Genomic DNA, 22,667 nt, shown 5'->3' on the forward strand with positions numbered 1-22,667 from the left:
CCACCATAGGCAGCCCCCGTCCCCTCGGCCATACCCACCCATAAAAAACAGGCAACACTCTGCTTCTTCCCGTTCTTTTGCAGGCCATGTTATAGGGAGGGCATGAAGCGTTCCCCCATGCTGCCAGACAGCCCGCCCTCACCATCCCAGAAGCCCCGTTTCCGCCGCTGGCGGTTTCTGCTGGGGGCTGCCCTTGGCATCGGTACGTTTGGCGTTTCTGCCGTCATTCTCACAGGGGTGGGACTGTATGCCCATCTCAGCGCCAATCTGCCCAGCGTGGACGCTCTCCAGCATTACAAGCCGCCCGTGGTCAGCCGACTGTACACGGCCGATGACCAGCTCATGGCGGAGCTGTCCCACGAACGGCGCATCTATGTGCCCATCCGGGCCATTCCCCCGCTCGTCCGCAATGCCTTCATTGCGGCGGAGGACCAGAATTTCTATTCCCATGGCGGCGTGGACCCGCTGGCCATGCTGCGGGCGGGCGTGACGGACATCGTCAGCATCCTCACCCATCAGGGCAAACGGCCTCTGGGGGCCTCGACCATCACCCAGCAGGTGGCCAAGGTCATGCTGCTGAACAACAACAGCCTGACCATCGAACGGAAGGTGCGGGAAGCCCTGCTCGCCATGCGGATCGAGCACACGCTTTCCAAGGACCGGATTCTGGAAATCTACCTGAACGGCATCTATCTGGGGAACGGAGCCTACGGGGTCGAGGCGGCAGCGCAGACCTACTTCAACAAGACGCTGGACCAGCTGAGCGATGCCGAGGCGGCGATGCTCGCCAGCATGCCCAAATCCCCCAGCAACTATAATCCGTTCCTCCACCCCAAAGCGGCCATGTGGCGGCGCAACTGGGTGCTGGACCGGATGGGCGAAACCCACGCCATCCCTGCCGATGAAGCCCAGCAGGCCAAGCAGGACCCGCTCGTGCCGCAAGGGCAGGTACGCTTCGGTCCGCTTGCAGGGTCCGAATGGTTCGCTGCGGAAGTCCGCCGCCAGCTGACATCCCTCTATAATGAGGAACAGACAACGGAAGGCGGGCTGGACGTCCATACCAGCCTCGACCCGCACCTCCAGCAGGTCAGCACGAAACTGCTGCGGGAAGGGCTGATGGCCTATGCCCGCACCCATGAGGGCTGGCACGGGGCTGTCGGCCATCTGGACGGTGACGCCATGGCAGACTGGCAGGGCAGCATGGCCCGGCAGAAAAATCCGGCTGGCATGCTGTCCACATGGCGTCTGGCCGTCGTCCTCTCCACAACACCAGCACCCCGTATCGGCTGGGTGAAGGCGCATGAGGCCCACACTGCCACGCTTCGCAAGACAGACGAAACATGGAGCCGCCGCACCCATCCGCTTCAGACGGGTGACCTCGTGATGATCGAGCCGCAGGATGACGGCTCCGCCGCCCTGGAGCAGATTCCGCAGGTGGAAGGGGCGACCGTTACGCTGGATGCCCATACGGGGCGTGTCCTGGCCCTCGTGGGGGGCTGGTCCTTCCAGCAGAGCCAGTTCAACCGTGTCACGCAGGCGCAGCGCCAGCCGGGGTCTTCTTTCAAGCCGCTGGTCTATCTGGCAGCGATGGAACGGGACATTTCCCCCTCCGAAACATTCGATGATTCTCCCATCAGTTTCGGAGACTGGAAGCCGCAGAATTACGAACACGACAACTGGGGCCCCACCACCCTGCATGATGCCCTGCGGGAAAGCCGCAACCTCGTGACCATCCGTGTGGCGGCCCATCTGGGCATGAAGGCCGTCAGCGACATGGCCGTACGGTCCGGCATGGTGGACAACATGCCACCCTACCTGCCCGCTGCCCTCGGGGCCGTGGAGACCACCGTCCTGCGGGAGGCCGGGGCCTATGCGGCCATCGCCAATGGTGGCCACAGCATCACCCCCAGCCTGATCGACTACATCCAGAATCCTGATGGCACCATCATCTGGCGCAACCAGGCCAACCGGCGTACCGTGACAACAGAAAACGGGATGCCCGTCATCCATGATGGCCGCCCGGTCCTGGCCTCGCCGCAGAGTGCCTTCCAGATCACCACCATGATGCGGGATGTCATCGCCCGGGGCACGGGCGTACGGGCTGGCGTGGGAATCGACCGCCCCATCGCCGGGAAGACCGGTACCAGTCAGGACTATCATGATGCCTGGTTCGCCGGGTTCTCTCCCGACACCGTCACCGTGGTGTGGATCGGCTATGATGCGCCCCGCAGCCTGGGCAAGAATGAAACAGGCGGCCATCTGGCCGGGCCGATCTGGAACGGCATCATGAAGGCCGTCTTCGCCACCCGGCCCCGGCTGGAGTTCCCCGCACCGGACGGCATCACGCTGGCGGAATATGATACAGGGCGCATCCGTGCCACGGATGCCTTCAAACCGAACCAGATTCCGGGAGCCTCCGTGCCGCTGCATGGTTTCGGAGCCGGGACACAGGCCCTTACCGCTGCTGACACCGGTGCGGACATGATTCCTGATTCCGAGACGGACATGCCCAGCTCCAGCCCGTCCAGCAGTGGTACCATCACCGACCCGCTGGATGGAACCATGCCCTCACATGCCCCTGCTTCCCTACCTGCAGCACCGCCCCAGGAGAAAGCAAACCCGGCAGAGGGAGGTGACATTGGCGTCGGTGGTCTATACTAAGGCAGCAACATCAACCTGAAGAAAGCAGGAGAACGCCTGATGTCGGCTGAGACCGAAGCCCTCTCCGAACAGATCAAGCAGTCGGTGGCACTGCTGAGGAGGCATCTTTGACTGGGATGTCGCCAAAACACGCCTTGCCGAACTGAACCATCTCTCTGAAGACCCGGACCTCTGGAACAACCCGGACGCCGCCCAGAAACTGATGCGTGAGCGCACGATGCTCGCCAACCAGATAGAAGGGGTCGAGGCTCTGGAGGCCGACGTGCAGGACACGCTGGACCTTGTCGAGCTGGCCGAGATGGAAAATGACGACACCGTGGTGCAGGAAGGCCTCGCCACCCTGCGCAGCCTCGCCGCCCAGGCCCAGCAGCGTGAGACGGAAAGCCTCCTCTCCGGTGAAGCCGATAGCAATGACTGCTATCTTGAGGTCAATGCCGGTGCTGGCGGTACGGAAGCGCAGGACTGGGCCGAGATGCTGCTGCGGATGTATACCCGCTGGTCCGAAAAGCATGGCTACAAGGTCTCCCTGATGGAAAGCAGTGAAGGGGAACAGGCCGGGCTGAAATCTGCCACGATCCTCGTCAGCGGTCCCAATGCCTATGGTTGGCTGAAGACGGAAGCCGGGGTGCATCGCCTCGTGCGCATCTCCCCCTTCGACTCCGCTGCACGGCGGCAGACCTCCTTTGCCTCCATCTACATCTCACCTGTTGTGGATGATTCCATCGAAATCGAGATCATCGATTCCGACCTGCGTGTGGATACGTTCCGGGCCTCCGGGGCTGGTGGGCAGCACGTCAACAAGACGGACTCCGCCATCCGCATCACCCACATCCCGACAGGTATCGTCGTGGCCTGCCAGACGGACCGGTCCCAGCACCGCAACCGGGCTACGGCCATGGAAATGCTGAAGGCCCGCCTCTATGAGGCCGAACTTCAGAAGCGGGAGGCCGAGGCCTCCGCCGCCGAGGCCGCCAAGACGGACATCGGCTGGGGGCACCAGATACGGTCCTACGTTCTGGCGCCGTATCAGCTCGTCAAGGACCTGCGGACCAACATCGAGAAGGGCAACCCTGATGCTGTGCTCGATGGCGATCTGGATGAGTTCATGGCAGCATCTCTGGCCCAGCGTGTGAGCGCCACACGCTCCGAGGCCAGCGCCACGGCACAGTAAACCCGTCTGACACGGGGGCACTCACCCGGAGCAGACCGCAAGAGAGGGGGCATGACATTCTGGTTCATGTCCCCTCTCTTAATGGTAGCTTTTTCCGCCAATAAAACGATTAAATATCGTATTTAATATCAATCATCAAAAAAAATCTGTTTTTTTCATAAGAAGGACCAACCAAAACAATTCACAGGCCGGGCATCATCACAACCACGAAAAACCTTTCAAAATCGTCCATAAACTGCCGTTTTTCCGGTTTCCTCAAAAAATATCCACAGATGTGCCCCTGTTTATGCACAGGCGATCCTGCGAAAGAGTCGCATGAGAGCCCTTGCATCAAAGGGGCGGCTTGGGCCATTGGTAAAGGAACCGATACGGGAACGTTCCCGTGCTGCTTTGCTGTCTCCCCTTACCGGGCAAGGCCTGACCGCCAGGGACGAGGAGAAGGAATCGGCATGGGGCCGTGCCCGTGATGCGGCACAAGGTTTTTCCCCTCCCCCGTACGGGCACGTCCCGTCTTGTGAGGGTACCAGTCATGCTGGCAGGCCTGCCCTGCCGGGAAGAAGCGCCGGACCTGCGGCGTGGAAAAGGGTAAGAAGGTTTTGGAATGAGAAGCTATGCCGCCCAGCAACGCAAACCGACGGATTACATCGTCGCTGTTGTCGTGGCTTTTCTGGCCATCGGGCTGGTGGTCTATGCCTTGACACTTACCAGGATGGAAAAGCAGGAACCCGCACATCCTCCCATCCAGACACGTGTCATTGCGGAGGCTCCCCCACCGCCGCCGCCTCCACCACCACCGCAGCCGGTGATGGTGCAACCGCCGCCACCTTATATCCCCCCTCCCAAGATCAGGGTGGCACCACCCCCCAAACCGCCGATCCAGCACAGCCACCAGAAAGCCCCCAAACCGAAGGCGGCGGCACCCCAGCCTGCACCATCGGCCCCGGCCCAGTCTTCAGCAGCGGCACCATCGGCAAGCTCCAGCAACAGCTCGTCTGAAAGTGACCACTCCGCTGGTGCCATGCCCATCAACAATGTGCGGCCGGAATATCCAGAGGAAGCACAGGAGGAAAGCCGTGAGGGCTCCGTGACGGCCTCCTGCGACATCCTTACCAACGGCAAACCGGCCAACTGCAAGCTGCTGAGCGTCAAGGGCGGGCACGATTTTGCCGAAAGTGCGCTGGACTTCCTCGAGCGTTCACCAGTCCGCTACCAGCCAGCCGTGGTGGGTGGGCAGCCAGTCGTGGAACACAACCACGTCCTGCATGTGGACTTTACCCTTGGTGATGAATGAAGCCATTCTGAGCCAGCACAGACCAGCATGAAGCTGCCCTGCCCCAAACGGGCCACCCCTGCGGGGGCAGGGTAGCAGACGTTTTCACATTGTCCCGACCTGCCATGGATGGCAGGAATGACAGGGAGACCGATACGGGAGGTTTCTCCCACCGGTGCAGCACCTCCAGACTGGTGCTTTTTTAGACAAGGATATGGGATTCATGACCAGACTGTTCCGCCTCCCCGTAACTGTTGCTGCGCCCCGGGCGCACGCTGTCTATGGCACGGCCCTGGCCCTGACTCTGGCTGCCATGCCGCTGGCCTCCACCGCTTTTGCGCAGGACGCTGCCCCGGCCGCTCCGCCCGCCGGGACCACGATGGCAGCCCAGCCTCCCGCAGGCACCACACCCGCAGTTCCCCCCGCCGGGGCTGCACCGGCCACGGCACCAGCAGGGGCCACACCCGCTGCTCCGCCAGCTGGTGCTGAAAGCGGCACCCCGGTCACCGCTACGCCGGTCAGTGAAAAACCGACCGAGGAAGCACCGAAGGAAAACCCCTACGGGCTGGGTGCACTCTGGAAAAACGGTGACATCATCGCCCGTGGCGTCCTGCTCATCATGGCCATCATGTCTCTGGGGACATGGATCATCATGATCAGCAAATTCCTTGAACAATCCCGCCTCTTCCGGGCCTCCAGGGCCGTCAACCAGACCTTCTGGACACAGAAGACCATCCAGGAAGGGGCACAGACACTGAAGGCGGATTCCCCCTTCCGCTACATTGCCGAGACCGGCATCGTGGCAGCACGCCATCATGAAGGCTCCATGCGGGATTCCATCGACCTCCAGTCATGGACGAGCATGTCCATCCAACGGGCGCTGGAGACCATCAACACACGTCTTCAGGGCGGGCTGGCCTTCCTTGGTACGGTCGGCTCCACCTCCCCCTTCATCGGGCTGTTCGGTACGGTCTGGGGTATCTATCATGCCCTGACAGCCATTGGCATTGCCGGCCAGGCCTCCATCGACAAGGTGGCCGGTCCTGTCGGTGAATCCCTGATCATGACAGCCATCGGTCTGGCCACGGCCGTGCCGGCCGTGCTGGGCTACAACCTGCTCGTCCGTCGCAACAAGGGTGCGATGGACCGTGTCCGCAACTTCGGGTCCGACCTTCATTCCGTCCTGATCGGCGGTTACCGTCATGACGCCGTGTTCAACAGCACGAAGGATAACAGCCCGACCACGACAACCACGAACGAGCGGATCTGAACCATGGCATTCAACACCGGAGACATGGGTGATGATGGCGAGGTGGTATCAGCCATCAACACGACACCGCTGGTTGACGTCATGCTGGTGCTGCTCATCATCTTCCTCATCACCATCCCGGTGGCCACGCACACCGTAAAGGTCAAGCTGCCGGTAGACCGCAACCAGCCAACCCAGACCAAGCCTGGCAACATCGTGCTGGCTGTCACGGCGGATGGGCAGACCTACTGGAACACACAGCCCATCGGGGACCACAAGGTGCTTGTCGGCCGTCTCATGGAAGCAGCACGCCAGCAGCCCCAGCCGCAGATACAGATCCGCGGGGACGGTTCGGCCCAGTACATGCCCATTGGCAAGATCGTGGCGGCCTGCCAGGAGGCAGGCATCCAGCACGTTGACTTCATCACAGAGCAGCCGCACGACTGACCTGTGGTCTTTCCGGCCCCTGCCCTGCCGGGTGGGGGCCCTTCCTGCCGGTTCTCCCCGGCCCGGTTCACCGGGGCATGACGCCCGAGGCAGACAGTTTTTGGAGATTCCTCATGGCCATGAACGTTGGTACGGGCAGCACTCATGAAGATGAAGCCATTGTCGACATCAACACGACACCGTTGATCGACGTGATGCTGGTGCTGCTCATCATGCTCATCATCACCATCCCGCTTCAGACCCATTCCGTAGCGATCGACCTCCCCCAGGGCGATCCACCACCCTCTGCAATACAGCCACAGGTTGCAACAATTGGCATCAGCTATGACAATACGCTGAGCTGGAATGACACGCCCATCACCTCGGAGGAGGACCTTCAGGCCCATCTGAACGGGGCCGTCCATCCCGTGACAGGTGAGCAGCCGGAGATCCATATCCGTCCCGACCGTCTTGCCACCTACAAGACCGTGGCCCATGTGATGGCGGACGCCCAGCGCCTTGGCGTGACGAAGCTGGGCATTGTTGGTCTGGACCAGTTTGTGGAAGGACAGTAACCCATGAGCCTGCCAAACCCGAAACACCCGCACGGCTGGCTGCTGGCTGGCATGTTTGGCCTGTCTGCCCTCTCCTGCCTGTCCCCCATCTCCGGGCAGGCTCCCACCCGCCTGCTCATCGGGGCAGCGCAGGCAGAGGATGAGCTGGGCCGGGAGGTCGGCACGCAGCTCCAGAATGCACAGTCGGCTCTGTCCAGCCATCAGCCAGCCAAAGCCCTGGAGTTCGTCAATGCTGCTGATGCCGTGGCAGGAAAGAGCGACTATGAAAGCTACGTCATCGCCCAGATGCGGGCAGCGGCGGCCAGCCAGGCGGGCAATGTCCCTGTCGCACTGAAGGCCTATGAAACCCTCATCAGGAACAGCCGCACCACTCCAGCCGCACGGCAGCAGATGCTCATGGCGCAGGCCAGTCTGGCCTATGGAGCCCGTGACTATGCCAGTGCCGCCAACGCAGCCAGCCGTTATCTGAAGGAAGTCGGCCCGAACCAGCAGATGCAGACCCTTCTCCTCCAGTGCCACTATCTCCAGCAGGACTGGAAGGGCACGGTGGAGGCAGGCCGGGCCATGCTGGCCGCCGACCGGAAGGCTGGACAGATTCCGGCGGAAAACCAGCTCCAGATGCTCGCCGCCGCTTACGACCAGCTGCATGACACGGCGGGCAAGACAGGCATCTATGTCAAACTGGTGAAATATCATGCCCGACCCCAGTACTGGCAGATGCTGATCCATGACCTGACAACCGACCATTCCCTCACGCCGCGCATGGTCTTCAATCTCCAGCGTCTGCGCCTGGCCACTGGCCTGCTGACCAGCCCGGCCGAGTTTCAGGACATGGCAGAGCGGGCCGTGCAGATGGAGCTGCCCCAGCTGGCCCTGAACCTTCTGGATGAAGGCTATGCCCGCCACCTGCTGGGAACTGGCACCGGGGCAGAAGCCCAGGCGCATTTCCGGGCTTTCGTGGCTCAACGTGCCGCAAAAGCCCGCACCAGCCTCCCCGCCATGGTAGAAAAAGCCAAAACCTCCACCGAGGCGGGCCCCTCCCTGACAGCCGGATACAACCTTGTCCTCAACGGACAGGTGGATCAGGGTCTGGCCCTCATGCAGCAGGGACTGGGGAAACAGCCCCACCAGCCGGACCTCGCCCGCCTCTCCCTGGGCATGGCCATGATGGACGCCGGACGCCGGACAGAAGCCCTCCAGCTCTTCAGCAGCATGGATGGCGAGGGGACTGCCAACAATCTGGCCCAGCTATGGGCCGTTCAGCTCTCCGCACGTCCATCCCACTGAAAAACGGGCCATAAGGCCTTGCATACTCCGCCATTCCATCTCCGATACCGGGACGGGATGGCGGCACCCCTCCTGCCTGAAACAGGGGATTTCAGAAAATTAATCCTCCTTTCACCAGAGCGTGCCTTAAAATCCTGACACTGTTCTGCGAAAACGGCCCGGACAGAAGGCATGCTGCCGCCTCACACCAAAAAAGGAGATGCGTATCTACATGACTGACAGAATACCGCACCCCAACACGGGGGCCGCTCCGTACCGGCATTTTACCGGTCTGTTCGTACGCAGCCTGTTGCCAGCCCTGCTGGTGGCCTGTCTGGCCCTGTTCGGGTCCCTGCCCGCCCGGGCACTGGCCGCAGACGCCCCGGCACCAGCCACCACGACAGGCCTCTCCGCTGACCAGGCCCGCCAGCTCATTTCTGTCCTGAGCGATGATGCCCAGCGTCAGAAATTCCTGACGACCCTCCAGAACCTGACCCAGGCCGAGCCACAGGCGAAACATGCCTCCGTCATTGATCTGGCCCGGGAAAACATTGCCCTTTTCGGTGACCGTGCCCTCCAGCAGCTGCACATCCTGCATCAGAGCATCATCGATTTCGGCGCCATTGCCCCGTGGGTTCAGGCCCTTGTGCATGACCCGGCCCTACAGGCCCGTGTCGGCCACATCGCCCTGCGTGTGGTCATCATGCTGGTGTGCAGCTACCTGCTTTTCTTCGGCGTGCGCATCATCCTGCGCCCTCTCTACCGGCGCATCAGCAGCATGGCGAAAAAGCACGACCACATGGTTTTCCAGCAGGAAGCTGAAAAACTGCACAAGACCCGTGCCGAAGCAACGGAAGCCGCCACGGATACAGCCCGCACGGCAGCCACCCATAATGAGCAGACCAAAGAGGAGGCCGCCGCCACCCAGGCCAGCCTTGAGGACAGTCTCCGCCATCAGGGGGCACTGACACAGCTCATGCTCTGCCTGCGCCGCGCTCCCTATACGCTGGCCTGCGCCCTGCTGGAGCTGATCACCATCTGCACCTTTCCCCTGATCGCCCTGCTGATGGGCGTGCTGGACCCTGCCCCTTCCACCGAAGCGGCCCATGCAATCTGGAGCATCTCCTGGCTGATCGGCATCGGGCTGGGCGTGTGGACCCTGGTCCTGCGCATCTTCCTCGCCCCACAGACCCCATGGCTGCGGCTGAGCATCCTGCGGGACAGTTCCTCAACCTTCATCTTCCGCTATTTCCGCCAGATTGGTGTCATTCTGGCCTGGGGCTTCTCACTGCTGGCCATGCTGCACGCCATGGCCATGCCTATGGCTGTTTCCAGCGGTCTCCAGAAGCTCCTGCTGCTGGCCGTCCACCTCTTCCTCGCCGTCATGATCATCCGCTCCCGCAAGCGGGTGCAGCATGCCTGCCAGCATATCGGTGCAGCCAACCGCCGCCTCCAGTCCATCATGGCGCTGGTCTCCGGCAGCTGGTGGATTGTGGCCCTGTTCTTCGACTTCGCCCTGTGGCTTGTCTGGGCAGCCGACATTGATGGCGGATACCAGCTCATCCTCCAGATATTCGTCCGTACCCTGGTGGCGCTGGTGGCTGTCCGCATTGTCAGCATTCTGGCCTATGGCGGGCTGGAGCGCTTCATGCGGGCACTGGACAGCTGGAATCTCAATGAAGAGACGCTGTTCCGCATCCGCCGTTACTACCCGGCTGCCACGACGGTCATCCGTCTCGTCATGGCCGTCCTGACCATTCTGGCCCTTGCTCTGGCGTGGGGCGCTCCGGTTTACATCCTGCTCGGCCATGACACGCTTGGTCCCCGCATCTTCCAGGCAGCCTTGACCATTCTGGTGGCTCTGGTCATCGGGATTCTGGCTTGGGAGGTCGCCAATGTGACCATCGAGCATCATATCCGCCGTCTGGGCGAACAGGACAGCCGGGATGTGCAGATCCGCATTGCCCGCCTGCAGACACTGACACCGATGTTCCGCATCCTGTTCCTGCTGGTTCTGGCTGTCATCATCGGGCTGACGGTCCTCTCCCAGCTTGGAATTGATACAGGCCCGCTCATCGCCAGTGCTTCCATCTTTGGTGTGGCGCTGGGTTTCGGCTCCCAGAAGCTGGTGCAGGACTTCATCAGCGGAATTTTCCTCCTGCTGGAAAATGCCCTGACTGTCGGCGACTCCGTAACGCTGAACGGCACCTATGGCGTGATCGAACGGCTCTCCCTGCGCTCCGTTCATGTCCGGGCCAATGACGGGTCGATGAACATTTTCTCGTTCAGCTCGCTCAGCCAGGTGACCAACTACAACCGTGACTTCTCCCGTGCGATGATTCTCGCCACGGTGGACATCGACAGCGATACGGACCAGGTCGCTGCCATCCTTGTGGAAATTGGCAAGGAAATGCGGAATGAAGAGGCCTACAGAGACCTCATCCTGGCAGATTTCGACCTTTGGGGCGTGTCTGCCATCGGCACATCCTCCGTCTCCGTAAAGGGTGTCTATCCCACCACGAATGCCGGACGCTGGACGGTGGAATGGGAATTCAACCGCCGCATGAAAAAACGGTTCGAACAGGCGGGCATCCAGTATCCCCGTGATGTGGTGGACATCCAGGGCCCGGCGCTGGAGCATTTCATCAACAGCAGGGGCGTGCCCGATACAACCACCGGGCAGAACAAGGCCTGACCGGCCTCTGCCCTTCCCCCCCCCTTCCGCCATGACAGGCAAGGGGGGCTGATACAGAAAAGCCCCTGCCTTTACGGACAGGGGCTTTTTTCCGGCCAGACTGAAAGCTCAGCGAGCCTCATCATAGGAGCGCAGAGCCAGAAGCGCCCAGATGGTTGCCGGAATCCAACCCAGAATGGTGATCTGCAACACCAGGCAGATGATTCCTGCAATCGGACGGCCAATGGTAAAGAACGTCAGCCAGGGGACGAAAAAGGCGATCAGAATACGAATCATGATTATTCCTCCATGCAATACGGGCATGACTGCAAAAACAGTGGGTTCCCAGTACGGAAAACCATCTCCTTCATCCTTAAAAAAAATGCCATTATTATGAAAGTGTTATTCTGTCCGCTGGAATGACACTGCCAGAAAACCGGAACTTCCACCCGCCCCGGGGGCTCCTCTCCCCCAAAACGGCACCATGAATCAGAAGAGTGTCTGCCATGATCATCGCCTCAGTGTCCTATCTCGCCTCCCCGGATGAGGTTCAGGCCCAACGCCCTGCACACCGTGCCTTCCTTGCAACGCTTTTCGAGCGGCGCATCCTGCTGGCATCCGGCCCCAAACTATCGGGGGATGGGGGCATTCTCATTGTCCGGGATGGGATCACCAGAGAGGAAATTGAAACCCTTCTGGCGGAAGACCCTTTCATCACCTCTGGCGTGGGGCAATACGACTTCACCGAGTTCAGAACGGCGCAACTTGCCCCCGAACTGACAGAGACCCGCTGACCATGAGCCCGGCAGGCCACGCCACAAGGAGCATGGCCTGCCAGATGACGTCTCCGTTATCCAAAGATGATCGCAGCAGGCGACACGTAATGATAAAGTAAATGTTAGCCATTCATTCAATAAGATGAGCCGTGAGGTCTGGCCCCCGCCAGCCCCTTTCAGCAAAGGAACATGCCATGGCAGATTTTCTGACGGAAAAGGTGCCTGAACGCCCTGCCGCCATCCTTGGCGCTGGCACGATGGGCTCCCGTATCGCCCTGATGCTGGCAACACGCGGCGGCACCGTCCGCCTTTTTGACAGGCAGGAAGAAACCACCCGGAAGGCCATCGCCTATGTCGGGCAGCACCTGCCTGACGTTGTCGCCTCTGTCGAAGGTGGAAAAGCCGGCCATGTGGACATCGCCACCACACTGGAAGACGCCGTGAAAGACGCCTGGCTTGTCATCGAGGCCCTGCCTGAAAAGCAGGACCTCAAGACAGACATCTTTGGCCAGCTGGACCAGCTGGCACCTGCCGATGCCATCCTCGCCACCAACTCCTCCTCATTCCCTTCCAGCCAGATCGTCGGCAAGGTGACGAAGAAGAACCGGGTCCTCAACACCCACTTCATGATGCCACCTGAAAAACGGGCCGTGGAACTCATGTCCTGTGGAGAAACTGACACGGCCCTCATGGAGGATCTGGCCCGCTATTTCAGCGAGGTGGGACTGTCCCCCTACATTGCCCGGAAAGAGAGCATCGGATTCATCGAGAACCGCATCTGGGCCGCCATCAAGCGTGAAGCCCTCTGTGTCGCCGCAGAAGGTGTGGCCGACCCCGAAACCATAGACCGCCTCTACTGCGAGACACAGGGCACGACTGCCGGGCCATTCCGCCTCATGGACCAGGTCGGACTCGATATCGTCCTCCAGATCGAGGAACATTATGCCGCAGCCTTCCCCCACCTGCCCGAAGCGCCCCGCACGCTGCTCCGCAGGATGATTGCCGAACACAGGCTGGGCGTGAAAAGCGGGCGTGGTTTCTATGATTACAGCAAGGCCACCTCATGACCCGAAACATCATTCTTCATTCACTCGAGATCGAACCTGCCCGGATCACTGCCCTCTCCGTACAGGATGGCTGCCCACTGTCCCATATCGACATCGGCTGGGGCTGCCCGGACGGGGTGTGGATCGACCCCACGGAAGGCCGGATATACTGGACGAACATGGGCGCCAACCCCAGTGATGCCGATGGCACCATCGAATCCGCCCGACTGGATGGTAGCGACCACAAGGTGCTTGTGGCCAACGGACTGGTCGTCACCCCCAAACAGCTGACATCCACCCCGGGAGGCGAGCATCTCTACTGGTGCGACCGTGAAGGCATGCGCATCATGCGGTGCCGCCGTGATGGCTCCGACGTGGAGGTGCTTCTTCAGACCGGCACCTACCCGGAGCACGTGAAGGATGCCACACGCCACTGTGTAGGCATCACCCTTGATACCAGCAACGGCCATCTCTACTGGTCGCAGAAAGGCCCTCCCAAAGGGGGGCGTGGCCGCATTTTCCGCATGTCTCTGGACCTCCCTGCCGGTACGGACCCCGCAGACCGTCATGACATCGAGCTTCTGGCCGACCATCTGCCAGAGCCGATCGACCTGCATGTCTCGCCTGCTCTGGGCAAGCTCTGGTGGACGGACCGTGGCGCTGCGCCCGATGGCAACAGCCTCAATGTCGCCCGGGTGGATGAACACGGGCTGCATGACCAGCAGGTCATCCTGCGGGACCTGGATGAGGCCATCGGTCTGGCGGTCGATGCCGAAGGTACCCTGGCCTTTGTCAGTGACCTTGGCGGATCCATCCGGGAAGTCATTCTCGAAACCGGACAGGCCAGACTCATCACCAAACAGGCACCAACAACAGGTCTCTGTTTGGTGGTACAGGAAGACTGACCTCCTCTACAGGGGGCAGGAACACCTGCCCCCGAACAGACACGGTGAAAGGCCTTTCATAAAGTCCCGCACATATTCATCAGGCTTTATATTCCTTTATCATTAACTGTTCATATGGTCATCTCTTTACCTTGACAGAATAGAGCGACCCGCTAAAAACACTCTCTACGCACGGCCTTCCCCGGCCAGAAAAATCATTCCGCACAAGCGGGATGTAATGGTGCAGCCTTGGCAAGACTTTTCCACCTCTGTGGAACTGTCCATGATACCGTACTGATCCACCCCTTAATGTTGAAAGGTACCACCATGTCCCGGTTTTCCCACCTTCCCCGGCGCCGTTTTCTTGGCCTTTCAGCAGGGCTGGCTGGTGCTGCCGCCCTTGGCCTGGCCCATCCGGGAATCGCCCGTGCCGATGGCCGTACGCTGAAAATCGGCATCATGTCTGGCGAGGACGAGGATATCTGGCGGCTCGTCAGCCAGAATGCTGCCCAGCGTGGCCTGACGCTGAAGATCATCCCATTCTCCGACTACAACACGCCCAATGAGGCCCTGTCCGAGCATGACGTGGACGCCAATGCCTTCCAGCACCGGCCCTTCCTCGATGCCCAGATCAAGGCCCACGGCTACAGGATCGTCCCTGTCGGCGACACATACTTCCAGCCGATTGGCCTGTATTCCCACAAATGGCACTCCGTGGCCGAAATTCCGCAGAATGCCCGTATTGGCATCCCCAACGACCCCAGCAACGAGGGTCGTGCCCTCCATGTGCTGGAAACACTGGGGCTGATCCGTCTGCCTGCTGATTCCGGCCTTTTCCCCACGGCGCTGGATGTCACCGACAACCCCCGCAACATCTCCATCGAAGAGCTGGATGCCGGTGTGGTTGGCCGCTCCCTGCCTGATCTGGATGCTGCCGTTGTCAACATGGACTGGGCCCGCAAGGCAGGCATCACCGAGCAGGAACGCATTGGCGTGGAGGGGCTGAAGAACAACCCGTACGTCAATTTCATCTCCGTCAATGAGGGTGATGCCAACGCTGAATGGGTCAAGCCGCTGGTGGAAAGCTATCACCAGCCGAATGTCCACAAGCTCATTCTGGACATCTATCACGGCACAGTCACACCTGCGTGGCCATGAAGCCCATTCTCGACATCCAGCACGTCACCCACAGTTTTGGGCAGCATACGGCTCTTCAGGACATCTCCTTCTCGGTAAAGCAGGGGGAGGTCGTGGGGCTGATCGGCCGCTCTGGAGCAGGGAAGTCCACCCTGCTCCGCTGCCTCTGTGCGCTGGAACGCCCCCAGCAGGGCCACATCCTGCTGGATGGTGTGGACCTCACCACACAACCAGAGCGGCAGCTTGTCCGCATCCGCCGCAAGATCGGTCTGGTCTTCCAGCATTTCAACCTGCTGACCTCCCGCACCGTGGCAGGCAACATTGCCCTGCCCCTCCAGATCGCCGGGTGCCCCCGCAAAGAACAGGCCAACCGCATTGCGGAACTGCTGGAGCTTGTCGGGCTGAAGGGCTTTGAAAAGAAATACCCCTCCCAGCTTTCCGGCGGGCAGAAACAGCGTGTCGGCATTGCCCGTGCTCTGGCAGCCAACCCGACGCTGCTCCTCTGCGATGAGGCCACCTCTGCTCTGGACCCGGAATCCACCAGCTCCATCCTCAACCTGCTGGCCGACATCAACAGGAAGCTGGGGCTGACCATCGTTCTCATCACCCATGAGATGGATGTGGTCCGCCGCTTTGCCCAGCGGATCCTGGTCCTCGATCATGGCCGCCTCGTCGAAGATGGAACCCTGCTGGACTTCCTCCGGGATGGACAGAACAACCGGACCCTCCAGACCCTTCTGGCAGATATCCGTCCCTCCCTCCCTGCCTTTCTGGCACAGACGATGGCTGCCACACCGTCAGCAGGACCACACAAGGCCATCGTACGGCTCGTCCTCAGCGGGACTGATGCCAGCGAGCCGCTCTTCAGTGCACTGCATGAACGGTTCGGCGTGCAGACGGCCCTGCTACAGGGCGGCGTGACCACCGTCGGGGACCATCTGAGTGGTGACATGATCCTCAGCCTTGAAGGAGACAGGACGGAACAGGCTCTGAATCACCTGAAGACGGCAGCGCAGAACATGGAGGTCCTGGGATATGTCCCCTCTCATTCTTAAGCTGATCCTCCATTCCACATGGCAGACGCTGGAAATGGTCGTGGCCTCCACGGCCCTTTCCGTCCTGTTCGGACTGCCGCTGGCCCTGTTCATGATCGCCACCGGCCCGCAGGGGCTGTACCGGCTGCCTTTTGCCGCCCGACTGATGGGCATGGTGGTGGATGCCGTCCGTGCCGTGCCATTCATCATCCTGCTGGTGCTGCTCATCCCTGTCACGCGCTTCATCGCCGGGACGTCTCTGGGGACGGAAGCGGCCATCGTGCCGCTATCCATCGCCGGGATTCCCTATTTTGCCCGCATTGCCGAGATGGCCCTGCGGGAGGTTGATTCCGGCCTTGTGGATGCCGTCCGGGCCATGGGTGGCACACGCATGACCATCATCCGCTCCGTCCTGATTGCCGAGGCCCTGCCGGGACTTGTCACCGGCGTGACGGTCACGCTCATCACCATGGTCGGGGCCTCTGCCATGGCGGGCGTCATCGGGGCGGGGGGCCTGGGTGACCTTGCCATCCGTTACGGGTATCAGCGTTTCAACACCACCGTCATGTTCGGGGTGGTGGTGGTTCTCATCATCATGGTCAGCCTGATGCAGCTCATCGGCAACAGTCTGGCCCGCTGGCTGAAACACTGAAGCATCCGCCTTCTTTCTATCGCCATTAAAAAAAAGCCCGCCCCTTCAGAGAGGCGGGCTTTTCCGTATCAGGGCTGACACCGTGACCTTCAGGCGGCGTCCAGCGCCTGCTTCACGTCCACCAGCAGATCATCCACATGCTCCACACCGATGGAGAGCCGCACGGTGGATGACGTGACGCCAATGCGCTCCCGTACCTCTTTCGGCACGCCGGAATGTGTCATCGTCGCCGGATGGCTGGCCAGAGACTCCGTGCCTCCCAGGCTGACAGCCAGCTTCATGATCTTCAGCGCATTAAGGAAGCGGAAAGCCGCAGCCTCACCCCCTTCAATATCAAAGGAGAAGGTCGAGCCGGCACCACTGCACTGGCGGGCATAGACTTTCCCCTCCGCCGAATCAGCCTCGTAGAACGGTGGGAAATGCACCTTGTTCACCTTGGCATGATCCCGCAGCAGCTCCGCCACACGCTGGGCATTGAGGGTGGCACGCTCCATGCGCAGCCCCAGCGTCTCCAGAGAGCGGCCCAGCATCCAGCAGCTATGCGGGTCCAGATGGGTTCCAATGGCCCCACGGAGCTGACGCACCGGGCGTGTCATGGCATCACTGCCCAGAACGGCCCCGGCCACGAGATCGGAATGGCCGCCGACATATTTTGTCAGGGAATACAGTGACAGATCGGCCCCATGCTTCAGCGGATGCTGATAAAGCGGCCCGAGCAGCGTGTTGTCACAGACGATGATGGGACGGCTGCCCTGTCTGGCCTCGATCTCCTCGGCAATGCGGCGCACCAGCTTCAGGTCCACCAGACCATTGGTCGGGTTGGCCGGTGTCTCGATCAGAATCAGGGAGACACGCCCTTCTGCGATGGCCTTTTCGGCAGCCTCACGCATGATGGCCTCATCCACTCCGCAGCTTCCCAGCCCCACGGACTTGATTCCCAAGGAAGCCATGGTCTTGGTCAGCAGGGTTTCCGTCCCACCATAGAGCGGCTGGGAATGAAGAATCACATCACCGGGGCGGGCATAGGCCAGCAGAGTGGTGGCAATGGCCGACATGCCAGAAGAAAACAGCACCCCACGCTCTGCTTCTTCGTAAACAGCCAGACGGTCTTCAACAATCTCACTGTTCGGATGGTTGAAGCGGGAATAGACCAGCCCCTGTCCCTTGCCTTCCGGCGGTTCTTTCCGGCCGGAAACATAATCAAAAAAATCCCGGCCATCTTCTGCCGTGGGAAAAACGAAGGTCGACGTCAGAAACACGGGCGGTTTCACGGCTCCTTCCGAAAGGGCCGGGTCATAACCGTAATTGAGCATCTGTGTCTCGGGATGCAGCTTGTGGCTGCCAATATGGGTCTTCTTGTGATCTGACGCCATTGGGAATTTCCTTCAGCAGGTACCTAGCCTGTATATGATCCATCACCCAGCTTCAGGACTGCCGGACAGTGCCAATACGGCACCAGGGCAGCCAGTCTGGAGAGCAGAACAAGGATATGTTGTTTTCCTTATATCCTGCCTGATCCATCGACTGATACCACATCCCCCAGAGCGGATAAAGCTGTGCCCCCCATTGGCAGCCAACATAAAAAAACACCCCCATCGGACCGATGAGGGTGCTTGCTGGCTGACCCGGCAAAAAGGAACCGCTTACCGTCCCCCCCCATGGCGGGGCAGGATGCGGTCCACCACCTGATCTTTCCGGATGAAACGGTGATAAAGAGCTGCCAGCACATGCAGGACTATGAATCCACCGAAAGTCCATGCAAGCCAGTTATGAACATCTGGCATGATTTCCGCCAGATAGCCGCTATCCATCACGCTCTGCGGCAGAGGGATCAGCGGCCACGATACCAGCCCGAACAGCACGATCGGCATGGCCATGGCAGAGACCATGAGCCAGCCCGTCACGGGCAGGATGATCTGATACAGGTAGAGGAGCCCTTCCATCCCACCTGCCACCACACGCTGCCCTGCCGACAGGTCCTGCGGCAAGGCCGGGGCCCTGTGTGTCAGGCGCCAGAGGACACGCACCACAATCAGCAGCATGGTCACGATGCCGACAGACTTGTGCAGCTGATGCAGGGGTGTCGGATCATTGAGGGGTACATGATCCATATACAGCCCCAAGCCGATCATGAAGAGGATCAATACCGCAATCACCCAATGCAGGATGATGGCCACCGAACCATAACGTTCCGGTCTGCCGGTTCCTGTTTCCACTTTCTCTGACACACTCTGTCTCCATAGACCATGGAATAAAAAAAGCGGCCCCTCCGTTCCTGAAAACGGAAACAGGGCCGACCCAGCAGTAAACAGTCTCCAGCCCTCGGGCCAGACCCCTCTTACTTGCCCTTCTTGCTGTCCACATCCTGGAACAGCTCATTGAAGCGACGCTTGGCAGCGCCATAAAGCGGCGCCTTGCGGGCCTCTGCTTCATTGTTGGCATTATCGACAACAACCAGCCCTACCATGCCCAGCGCAAAATGGGGCAGGCACTTATAGCCATACAGACCCGGCTTGGTGAACTGTACCGTCTTTTCCTGGCTGAAAGGAACATTGATGGGCTGTGCGCCATCAGGTGTCATGCCGGGGATGGACTGGGCGTTATGACCCTTGTCCGTCGGAATGAAATGAACACTGTCACCAGAATGGATGTAAACGACAGCTGGCTCAAAAGAGAAACCGTGACTGCCACGGCTCAGCATCTGCACATCAACCGTAGCCGCCGTGGCAGAAAAGGCTGTTGCCATAAACAGGGCGAGTGCACCACCAGCAAATTTCAACATGCTATCCTCCACGTTTGGACAGACCGTCGGGGAGATGTCTCCCCGACGGAATGTATCGTCTGATCTTCCCGCAGGAAGGGACAGATCTTAGCGCTGCAGGTCGAAGCGGTCGAGGTTCATCACCTTCGTCCAGACCTTCACGAAGTCATTGTAGAACTTCGCCTTGCCATCGTTGGAGGCGTAAACCTCAGCAACGGCACGCAGCTCAGGGTTGGCACCGAAGACCAGGTCCACGTCCGTGGCTGTCCACTGCTTCTGCCCGGTTGCACGGTCAAAGCCCTCGTAAAGGTCTTCCTGACCCTCAACCTTCTGCCAGCGTGTGTCCATCGTCAGCACGTTGGTGAAGAAGTCCGTGCTCAGCACACCCGGGTTCTTCGTCAGCACACCGTTGGCGGAGTGACCCGTGTTGATGTCCAGAGTACGCAGACCACCCAGCAGGACTGTCATCTCAGGGATGGTCAGACCCAGCGTGTCAGCCTTGTCCACCAGAGCGTTCAGAGGCGGCGTGTTGTCCGCATCCGCACGGTAGTAGTTGCGGAAGGCATCAGCCGTCGGCTCCAGCAGGTTGAAGGAGTTGACGTCCGTCTGGTCCTGTGTGGCATCGCCACGGCCCGGAGCGAACGGCACCTGGATATTCACACCAGCCTTCCTGGCAGCATCCTCGATACCGACGCTACCGCCGAGAACGATGATGTCAGCCAGAGCAACCTTGCGGGCGCTGTGAGCGTTGAACTTGTCGCGGACCTGCTCCAGCTTCGGCAGGACGGTCTTCAGCTCTTCCGGATCGTTCACGGCCCAGCCGTTCTGCGGCATCAGGGCCAGACGGCCACCGTTGGCACCGCCACGGTGATCGGTCACGCGGTGGGAAGAAGCAGCAGCCCATGCTGTCTTGATCAGCTCACGGTCGGACAGACCGGTTGCAGCGATCAGCTTGCGCAGCTCACGGACGTCAGCCTGGTTGATCGGCTTGGCCGGCATGTTGACCGGGTCCTGCCACACGAAGGTTTCCTTCGGAACTTCGCTGCCGAAGTAGCGGCTCTTCGGACCCATGTCACGAACGACCAGCTTGAACCATGCACGGGCGAAGGCATCGGCGAACTCGTTCGGATGCTCGGCCCAGCGGGCAAGGATCTTGTGGTAGGCCGGATCGGTCTTCAGGGCGATGTCCGTGGTGAACATCATGATCGGACGCATCTTGGACGGATCATTCGGGTTTGCCGGATCCGGAGCAATCTTGTCATCCGTCTTGGTGTGCCACTGGTGAGCACCGGTCGGGCTTGTGCCCAGCACCCAGTCATTGTTCAGCAGGTTGTCAATGTACTGCGTGGTGAAGTGGATCGGATCGGCAGACCAGGAGCCTTCCAGACCGCTGGTGGACGCATCGTCAGCCGTCTGCTTGCCCTTGATGCAGTGGTCGGCCCAGCCCAGACCCTGATGTTCCACACCGTTGGCAACCGGCGGGCCGCTCAGGCAGGAGTTCGGATGGGCACCATGAGCCTTGCCGAAGGTATGACCACCGGCGATCAAGGCCACGGTTTCTTCATCATTCATGGCCATGCGGCCGAATGCCAGACGGATCATGGCAGCGGACTTGACCGGATCAGGATCGCCGTTCGGCCCTTCCGGGTTCACGTAGATCAGGCCCATGTGCGTGGCAGCCAGCGGGTGCTTCAGAGTACCGTTCTGACCGACCTGGAAGGAGCTCTTGTTCGGGAAGAACGTCGTGCCCGGACCCCAGTAGATCAGCTCGGACTGCCAGTCATCCGGACGACCACCGACGAAGCCGAGGGTCTTGAAGCCCATCTGGTTCAGGGCGACGTCACCGGTCAGGACGATAAGGTCACCCCAGGAGAGCTTCTCACCGTACTTCTTCTTGACGGGCCACAGGAGGCGCTTGGCCTTGTCGAGGCTGGCATTGTCCGGCCAGTCGTTCAGCTGGGCGAAACGCTGCTGGGCACCCTCTTCACCACCACGGCCATCGATGGCACGGTACGTACCGGCATTGTGCCAGGCCATACGGATGAAGAACGGACCATAGTTGCCGTAGTCAGCCGGCCACCAGGGCTGAGAGGTCAGCATGACCTTCTCGATGTCCTTGCGGACTTCCTGAAGGTTCAGCTGCTCAAACTTCTTGTGATAGTTCGTATAATAATCCGCACCGTACGGATCAGACTCTGAATCGTGAGCACGCAGCTTGGCCAGGTTCATGCCCTTCGGCCAGTAGTACTGGTTCGGGCTCGGAACATCGGCAGCCATGGCTGCAGAGGCGAAAGATGTCAGGGTCGTGCTGGCGATCAGCAGAGCAGCCCCGAAATTCTTCAGTTTCATCCTGATCAGTTCCCCATTCATGGATAAGATCTCGACAGATTGTATAGCAACAACGAGCCGGAGCACGATTGGAGCCGTCCCACACGCCACTACTACACATCGCAGGAGTTATATTATCGATGGGGGGTAAAACAAGTAAATCGTTATTTTTAATAACTCTTATAAGTTAACTCTTTTCAGAGAAACCCTTCCTCATAAAGGAAACCTAGCATATATACAAGGAAAACTATTATCGCAAGCCTCTCACGATACCTTTATTATCTTTTTTTGCCAGTTTCCTGCCATTTTCGGGCCATCTCTTACAATGTGGAACCTGGCCTGACAGCTTGTGTTTCCGCCCCACACGCTACCAGCACACAGGCAGGGGCATGAAATAAAGGGGCCGCCCTTTTATCAGCTGTTAAATATTCACAACAGCCCACATCAGTAATTCTGCTTCATATCAAGCACTCTGTTACCGGATATTATATTTTCTGGAAAAAAGACTGGTGCCCAGAAGAAGACTCGAACTTCCACGTCCTTGCGGACACAGGCACCTGAAGCCTGCGCGTCTACCAATTCCGCCATCTGGGCACACTCTCTTGCGAGCATGGTGAACCGGCTGGGACTCGAACCCAGGACCATTCGATTAAAAGTCGAATGCTCTACCAACTGAGCTACCGGTTCACTTGAGGAGGCTATCTACCTGCTCCCCCGGGGAGCGTCAACCCCGGAGGCCGCAGAAAACACCACCCTC

19 protein-coding genes and 2 tRNA genes are annotated in these 22,667 nt (G+C 60.1%); 14 read left to right on the forward strand and 7 right to left on the reverse strand.

The features are described 5' to 3' along the window. The first annotated feature begins 102 nt into the window (after positions 1–102). The 8 genes from CPA54_RS08290 (at position 103) to CPA54_RS08325 (ending at position 11,313) form a co-directional block, all read left to right on the forward strand. A complete protein-coding gene (locus CPA54_RS08290; protein WP_249086093.1) occupies positions 103–2,661 on the forward strand; it encodes a penicillin-binding protein 1A in 2,559 nt (852 codons plus the stop codon). A 39-nt stretch (positions 2,662–2,700) separates the two neighbouring features. Next, a protein-coding gene (gene prfB / locus CPA54_RS08295) for a peptide chain release factor 2 (RefSeq protein WP_103765750.1) occupies positions 2,701–3,832 on the forward strand; the annotation gives its coding sequence in 2 pieces (ribosomal slippage) (positions 2,701–2,769 and positions 2,771–3,832; 1,131 coding nt in all). Positions 3,833–4,433: 601 nt separating this feature from the next. Continuing rightward, entirely contained in the window at positions 4,434–5,123 is a 690-nt protein-coding gene (locus tag CPA54_RS08300) for an energy transducer TonB (protein ID WP_081562504.1), read from the forward strand. A 202-nt stretch (positions 5,124–5,325) separates the two neighbouring features. Then, the gene (locus tag CPA54_RS08305; protein ID WP_249086094.1) at positions 5,326–6,372 is read left to right on the forward strand and encodes a MotA/TolQ/ExbB proton channel family protein; all 1,047 of its coding nucleotides are present in this window, start codon (positions 5,326–5,328) and stop codon (positions 6,370–6,372) included. A 3-nt stretch (positions 6,373–6,375) separates the two neighbouring features. Further along, positions 6,376–6,798: a biopolymer transporter ExbD gene (locus tag CPA54_RS08310; RefSeq protein WP_248460284.1), complete on the forward strand. Its 423-nt coding sequence runs from the start codon at positions 6,376–6,378 to the stop codon at positions 6,796–6,798. A 113-nt stretch (positions 6,799–6,911) separates the two neighbouring features. Continuing rightward, on the forward strand, positions 6,912–7,352 hold the full coding sequence (locus CPA54_RS08315; protein WP_043558836.1) for a biopolymer transporter ExbD: 441 nt from the start codon (positions 6,912–6,914) through the stop codon (positions 7,350–7,352). A gap of 3 nt (positions 7,353–7,355) precedes the next feature. Beyond that, positions 7,356–8,639, forward strand: a complete 1,284-nt coding sequence (locus CPA54_RS08320) for a tetratricopeptide repeat protein (protein ID WP_249079983.1) — start codon at positions 7,356–7,358, stop codon at positions 8,637–8,639. 211 nt (positions 8,640–8,850) lie between these two features. Beyond that, complete coding sequence (locus CPA54_RS08325; protein ID WP_181005237.1) at positions 8,851–11,313, forward strand: mechanosensitive ion channel family protein; 2,463 nt, start codon at positions 8,851–8,853, stop codon at positions 11,311–11,313. Between the two features lie 108 nt (positions 11,314–11,421). On the opposite strand, the gene CPA54_RS08330 is transcribed toward CPA54_RS08325, so the two are convergent. Continuing rightward, positions 11,422–11,586 (reverse strand): YqaE/Pmp3 family membrane protein, encoded by a 165-nt coding sequence (locus tag CPA54_RS08330; protein WP_043561891.1) that lies wholly within the window; start codon positions 11,584–11,586, stop codon positions 11,422–11,424. A gap of 212 nt (positions 11,587–11,798) precedes the next feature. Between CPA54_RS08330 and CPA54_RS08335 the strand changes: the two genes are divergently transcribed. The 6 genes from CPA54_RS08335 (at position 11,799) to CPA54_RS08360 (ending at position 16,821) form a co-directional block, all read left to right on the forward strand. Next, positions 11,799–12,086, forward strand: a complete 288-nt coding sequence (locus CPA54_RS08335) for a YciI family protein (RefSeq protein ID WP_043561763.1) — start codon at positions 11,799–11,801, stop codon at positions 12,084–12,086. Positions 12,087–12,262: 176 nt separating this feature from the next. Then, positions 12,263–13,135, forward strand: a complete 873-nt coding sequence (locus CPA54_RS08340; protein WP_043561766.1) for a 3-hydroxyacyl-CoA dehydrogenase family protein — start codon at positions 12,263–12,265, stop codon at positions 13,133–13,135. Further along, the gene (locus tag CPA54_RS08345) at positions 13,132–14,019 is read left to right on the forward strand and encodes a hypothetical protein (protein ID WP_249086096.1); all 888 of its coding nucleotides are present in this window, start codon (positions 13,132–13,134) and stop codon (positions 14,017–14,019) included. Before CPA54_RS08340 ends, CPA54_RS08345 begins: the two co-directional genes overlap by 4 nt. A gap of 306 nt (positions 14,020–14,325) precedes the next feature. Beyond that, a complete protein-coding gene (locus CPA54_RS08350; protein ID WP_081562507.1) occupies positions 14,326–15,156 on the forward strand; it encodes a MetQ/NlpA family ABC transporter substrate-binding protein in 831 nt (276 codons plus the stop codon). After that, positions 15,153–16,190 (forward strand): methionine ABC transporter ATP-binding protein, encoded by a 1,038-nt coding sequence (locus CPA54_RS08355; RefSeq protein ID WP_043561769.1) that lies wholly within the window; start codon positions 15,153–15,155, stop codon positions 16,188–16,190. The genes CPA54_RS08350 and CPA54_RS08355 overlap by 4 nt, the downstream gene beginning before the upstream one ends. Next, the gene (locus CPA54_RS08360) at positions 16,171–16,821 is read left to right on the forward strand and encodes a methionine ABC transporter permease (protein ID WP_043561771.1); all 651 of its coding nucleotides are present in this window, start codon (positions 16,171–16,173) and stop codon (positions 16,819–16,821) included. Before CPA54_RS08355 ends, CPA54_RS08360 begins: the two co-directional genes overlap by 20 nt. 89 nt (positions 16,822–16,910) lie before the next feature. Here CPA54_RS08360 and CPA54_RS08365 read toward each other — a convergent pair whose 3' ends face one another. The 6 genes from CPA54_RS08365 to CPA54_RS08390 all read right to left on the reverse strand — a co-directional run bounded on the left by CPA54_RS08365 (position 16,911) and on the right by CPA54_RS08390 (position 22,597). Further along, a complete protein-coding gene (locus CPA54_RS08365) occupies positions 16,911–18,194 on the reverse strand; it encodes a cystathionine gamma-synthase family protein (protein WP_043561774.1) in 1,284 nt (427 codons plus the stop codon). A 270-nt stretch (positions 18,195–18,464) separates the two neighbouring features. Then, positions 18,465–19,049 carry a cytochrome b gene (locus CPA54_RS08370; RefSeq protein WP_227431408.1) on the reverse strand — a complete coding sequence of 195 codons (585 nt, stop codon included), beginning with the start codon at positions 19,047–19,049 and terminating at the stop codon, positions 18,465–18,467. 110 nt (positions 19,050–19,159) lie between these two features. Then, entirely contained in the window at positions 19,160–19,603 is a 444-nt protein-coding gene (locus CPA54_RS08375; protein ID WP_154980901.1) for a pseudoazurin, read from the reverse strand. A gap of 87 nt (positions 19,604–19,690) precedes the next feature. Then, complete coding sequence (gene katG / locus CPA54_RS08380; protein ID WP_086431739.1) at positions 19,691–21,931, reverse strand: catalase/peroxidase HPI; 2,241 nt, start codon at positions 21,929–21,931, stop codon at positions 19,691–19,693. A gap of 486 nt (positions 21,932–22,417) precedes the next feature. Then, positions 22,418–22,504 (reverse strand) — tRNA-Leu (locus CPA54_RS08385). A gap of 17 nt (positions 22,505–22,521) precedes the next feature. Next, a tRNA-Lys gene (locus tag CPA54_RS08390) sits at positions 22,522–22,597 on the reverse strand. Positions 22,598–22,667: the final 70 nt, after the last annotated feature.

Source organism: Parasaccharibacter sp. TMW2.1890 (genome assembly GCF_023337645.1).
Taxonomy (GTDB): Bacteria; Pseudomonadota; Alphaproteobacteria; order Acetobacterales; family Acetobacteraceae; genus Bombella; species Bombella apis.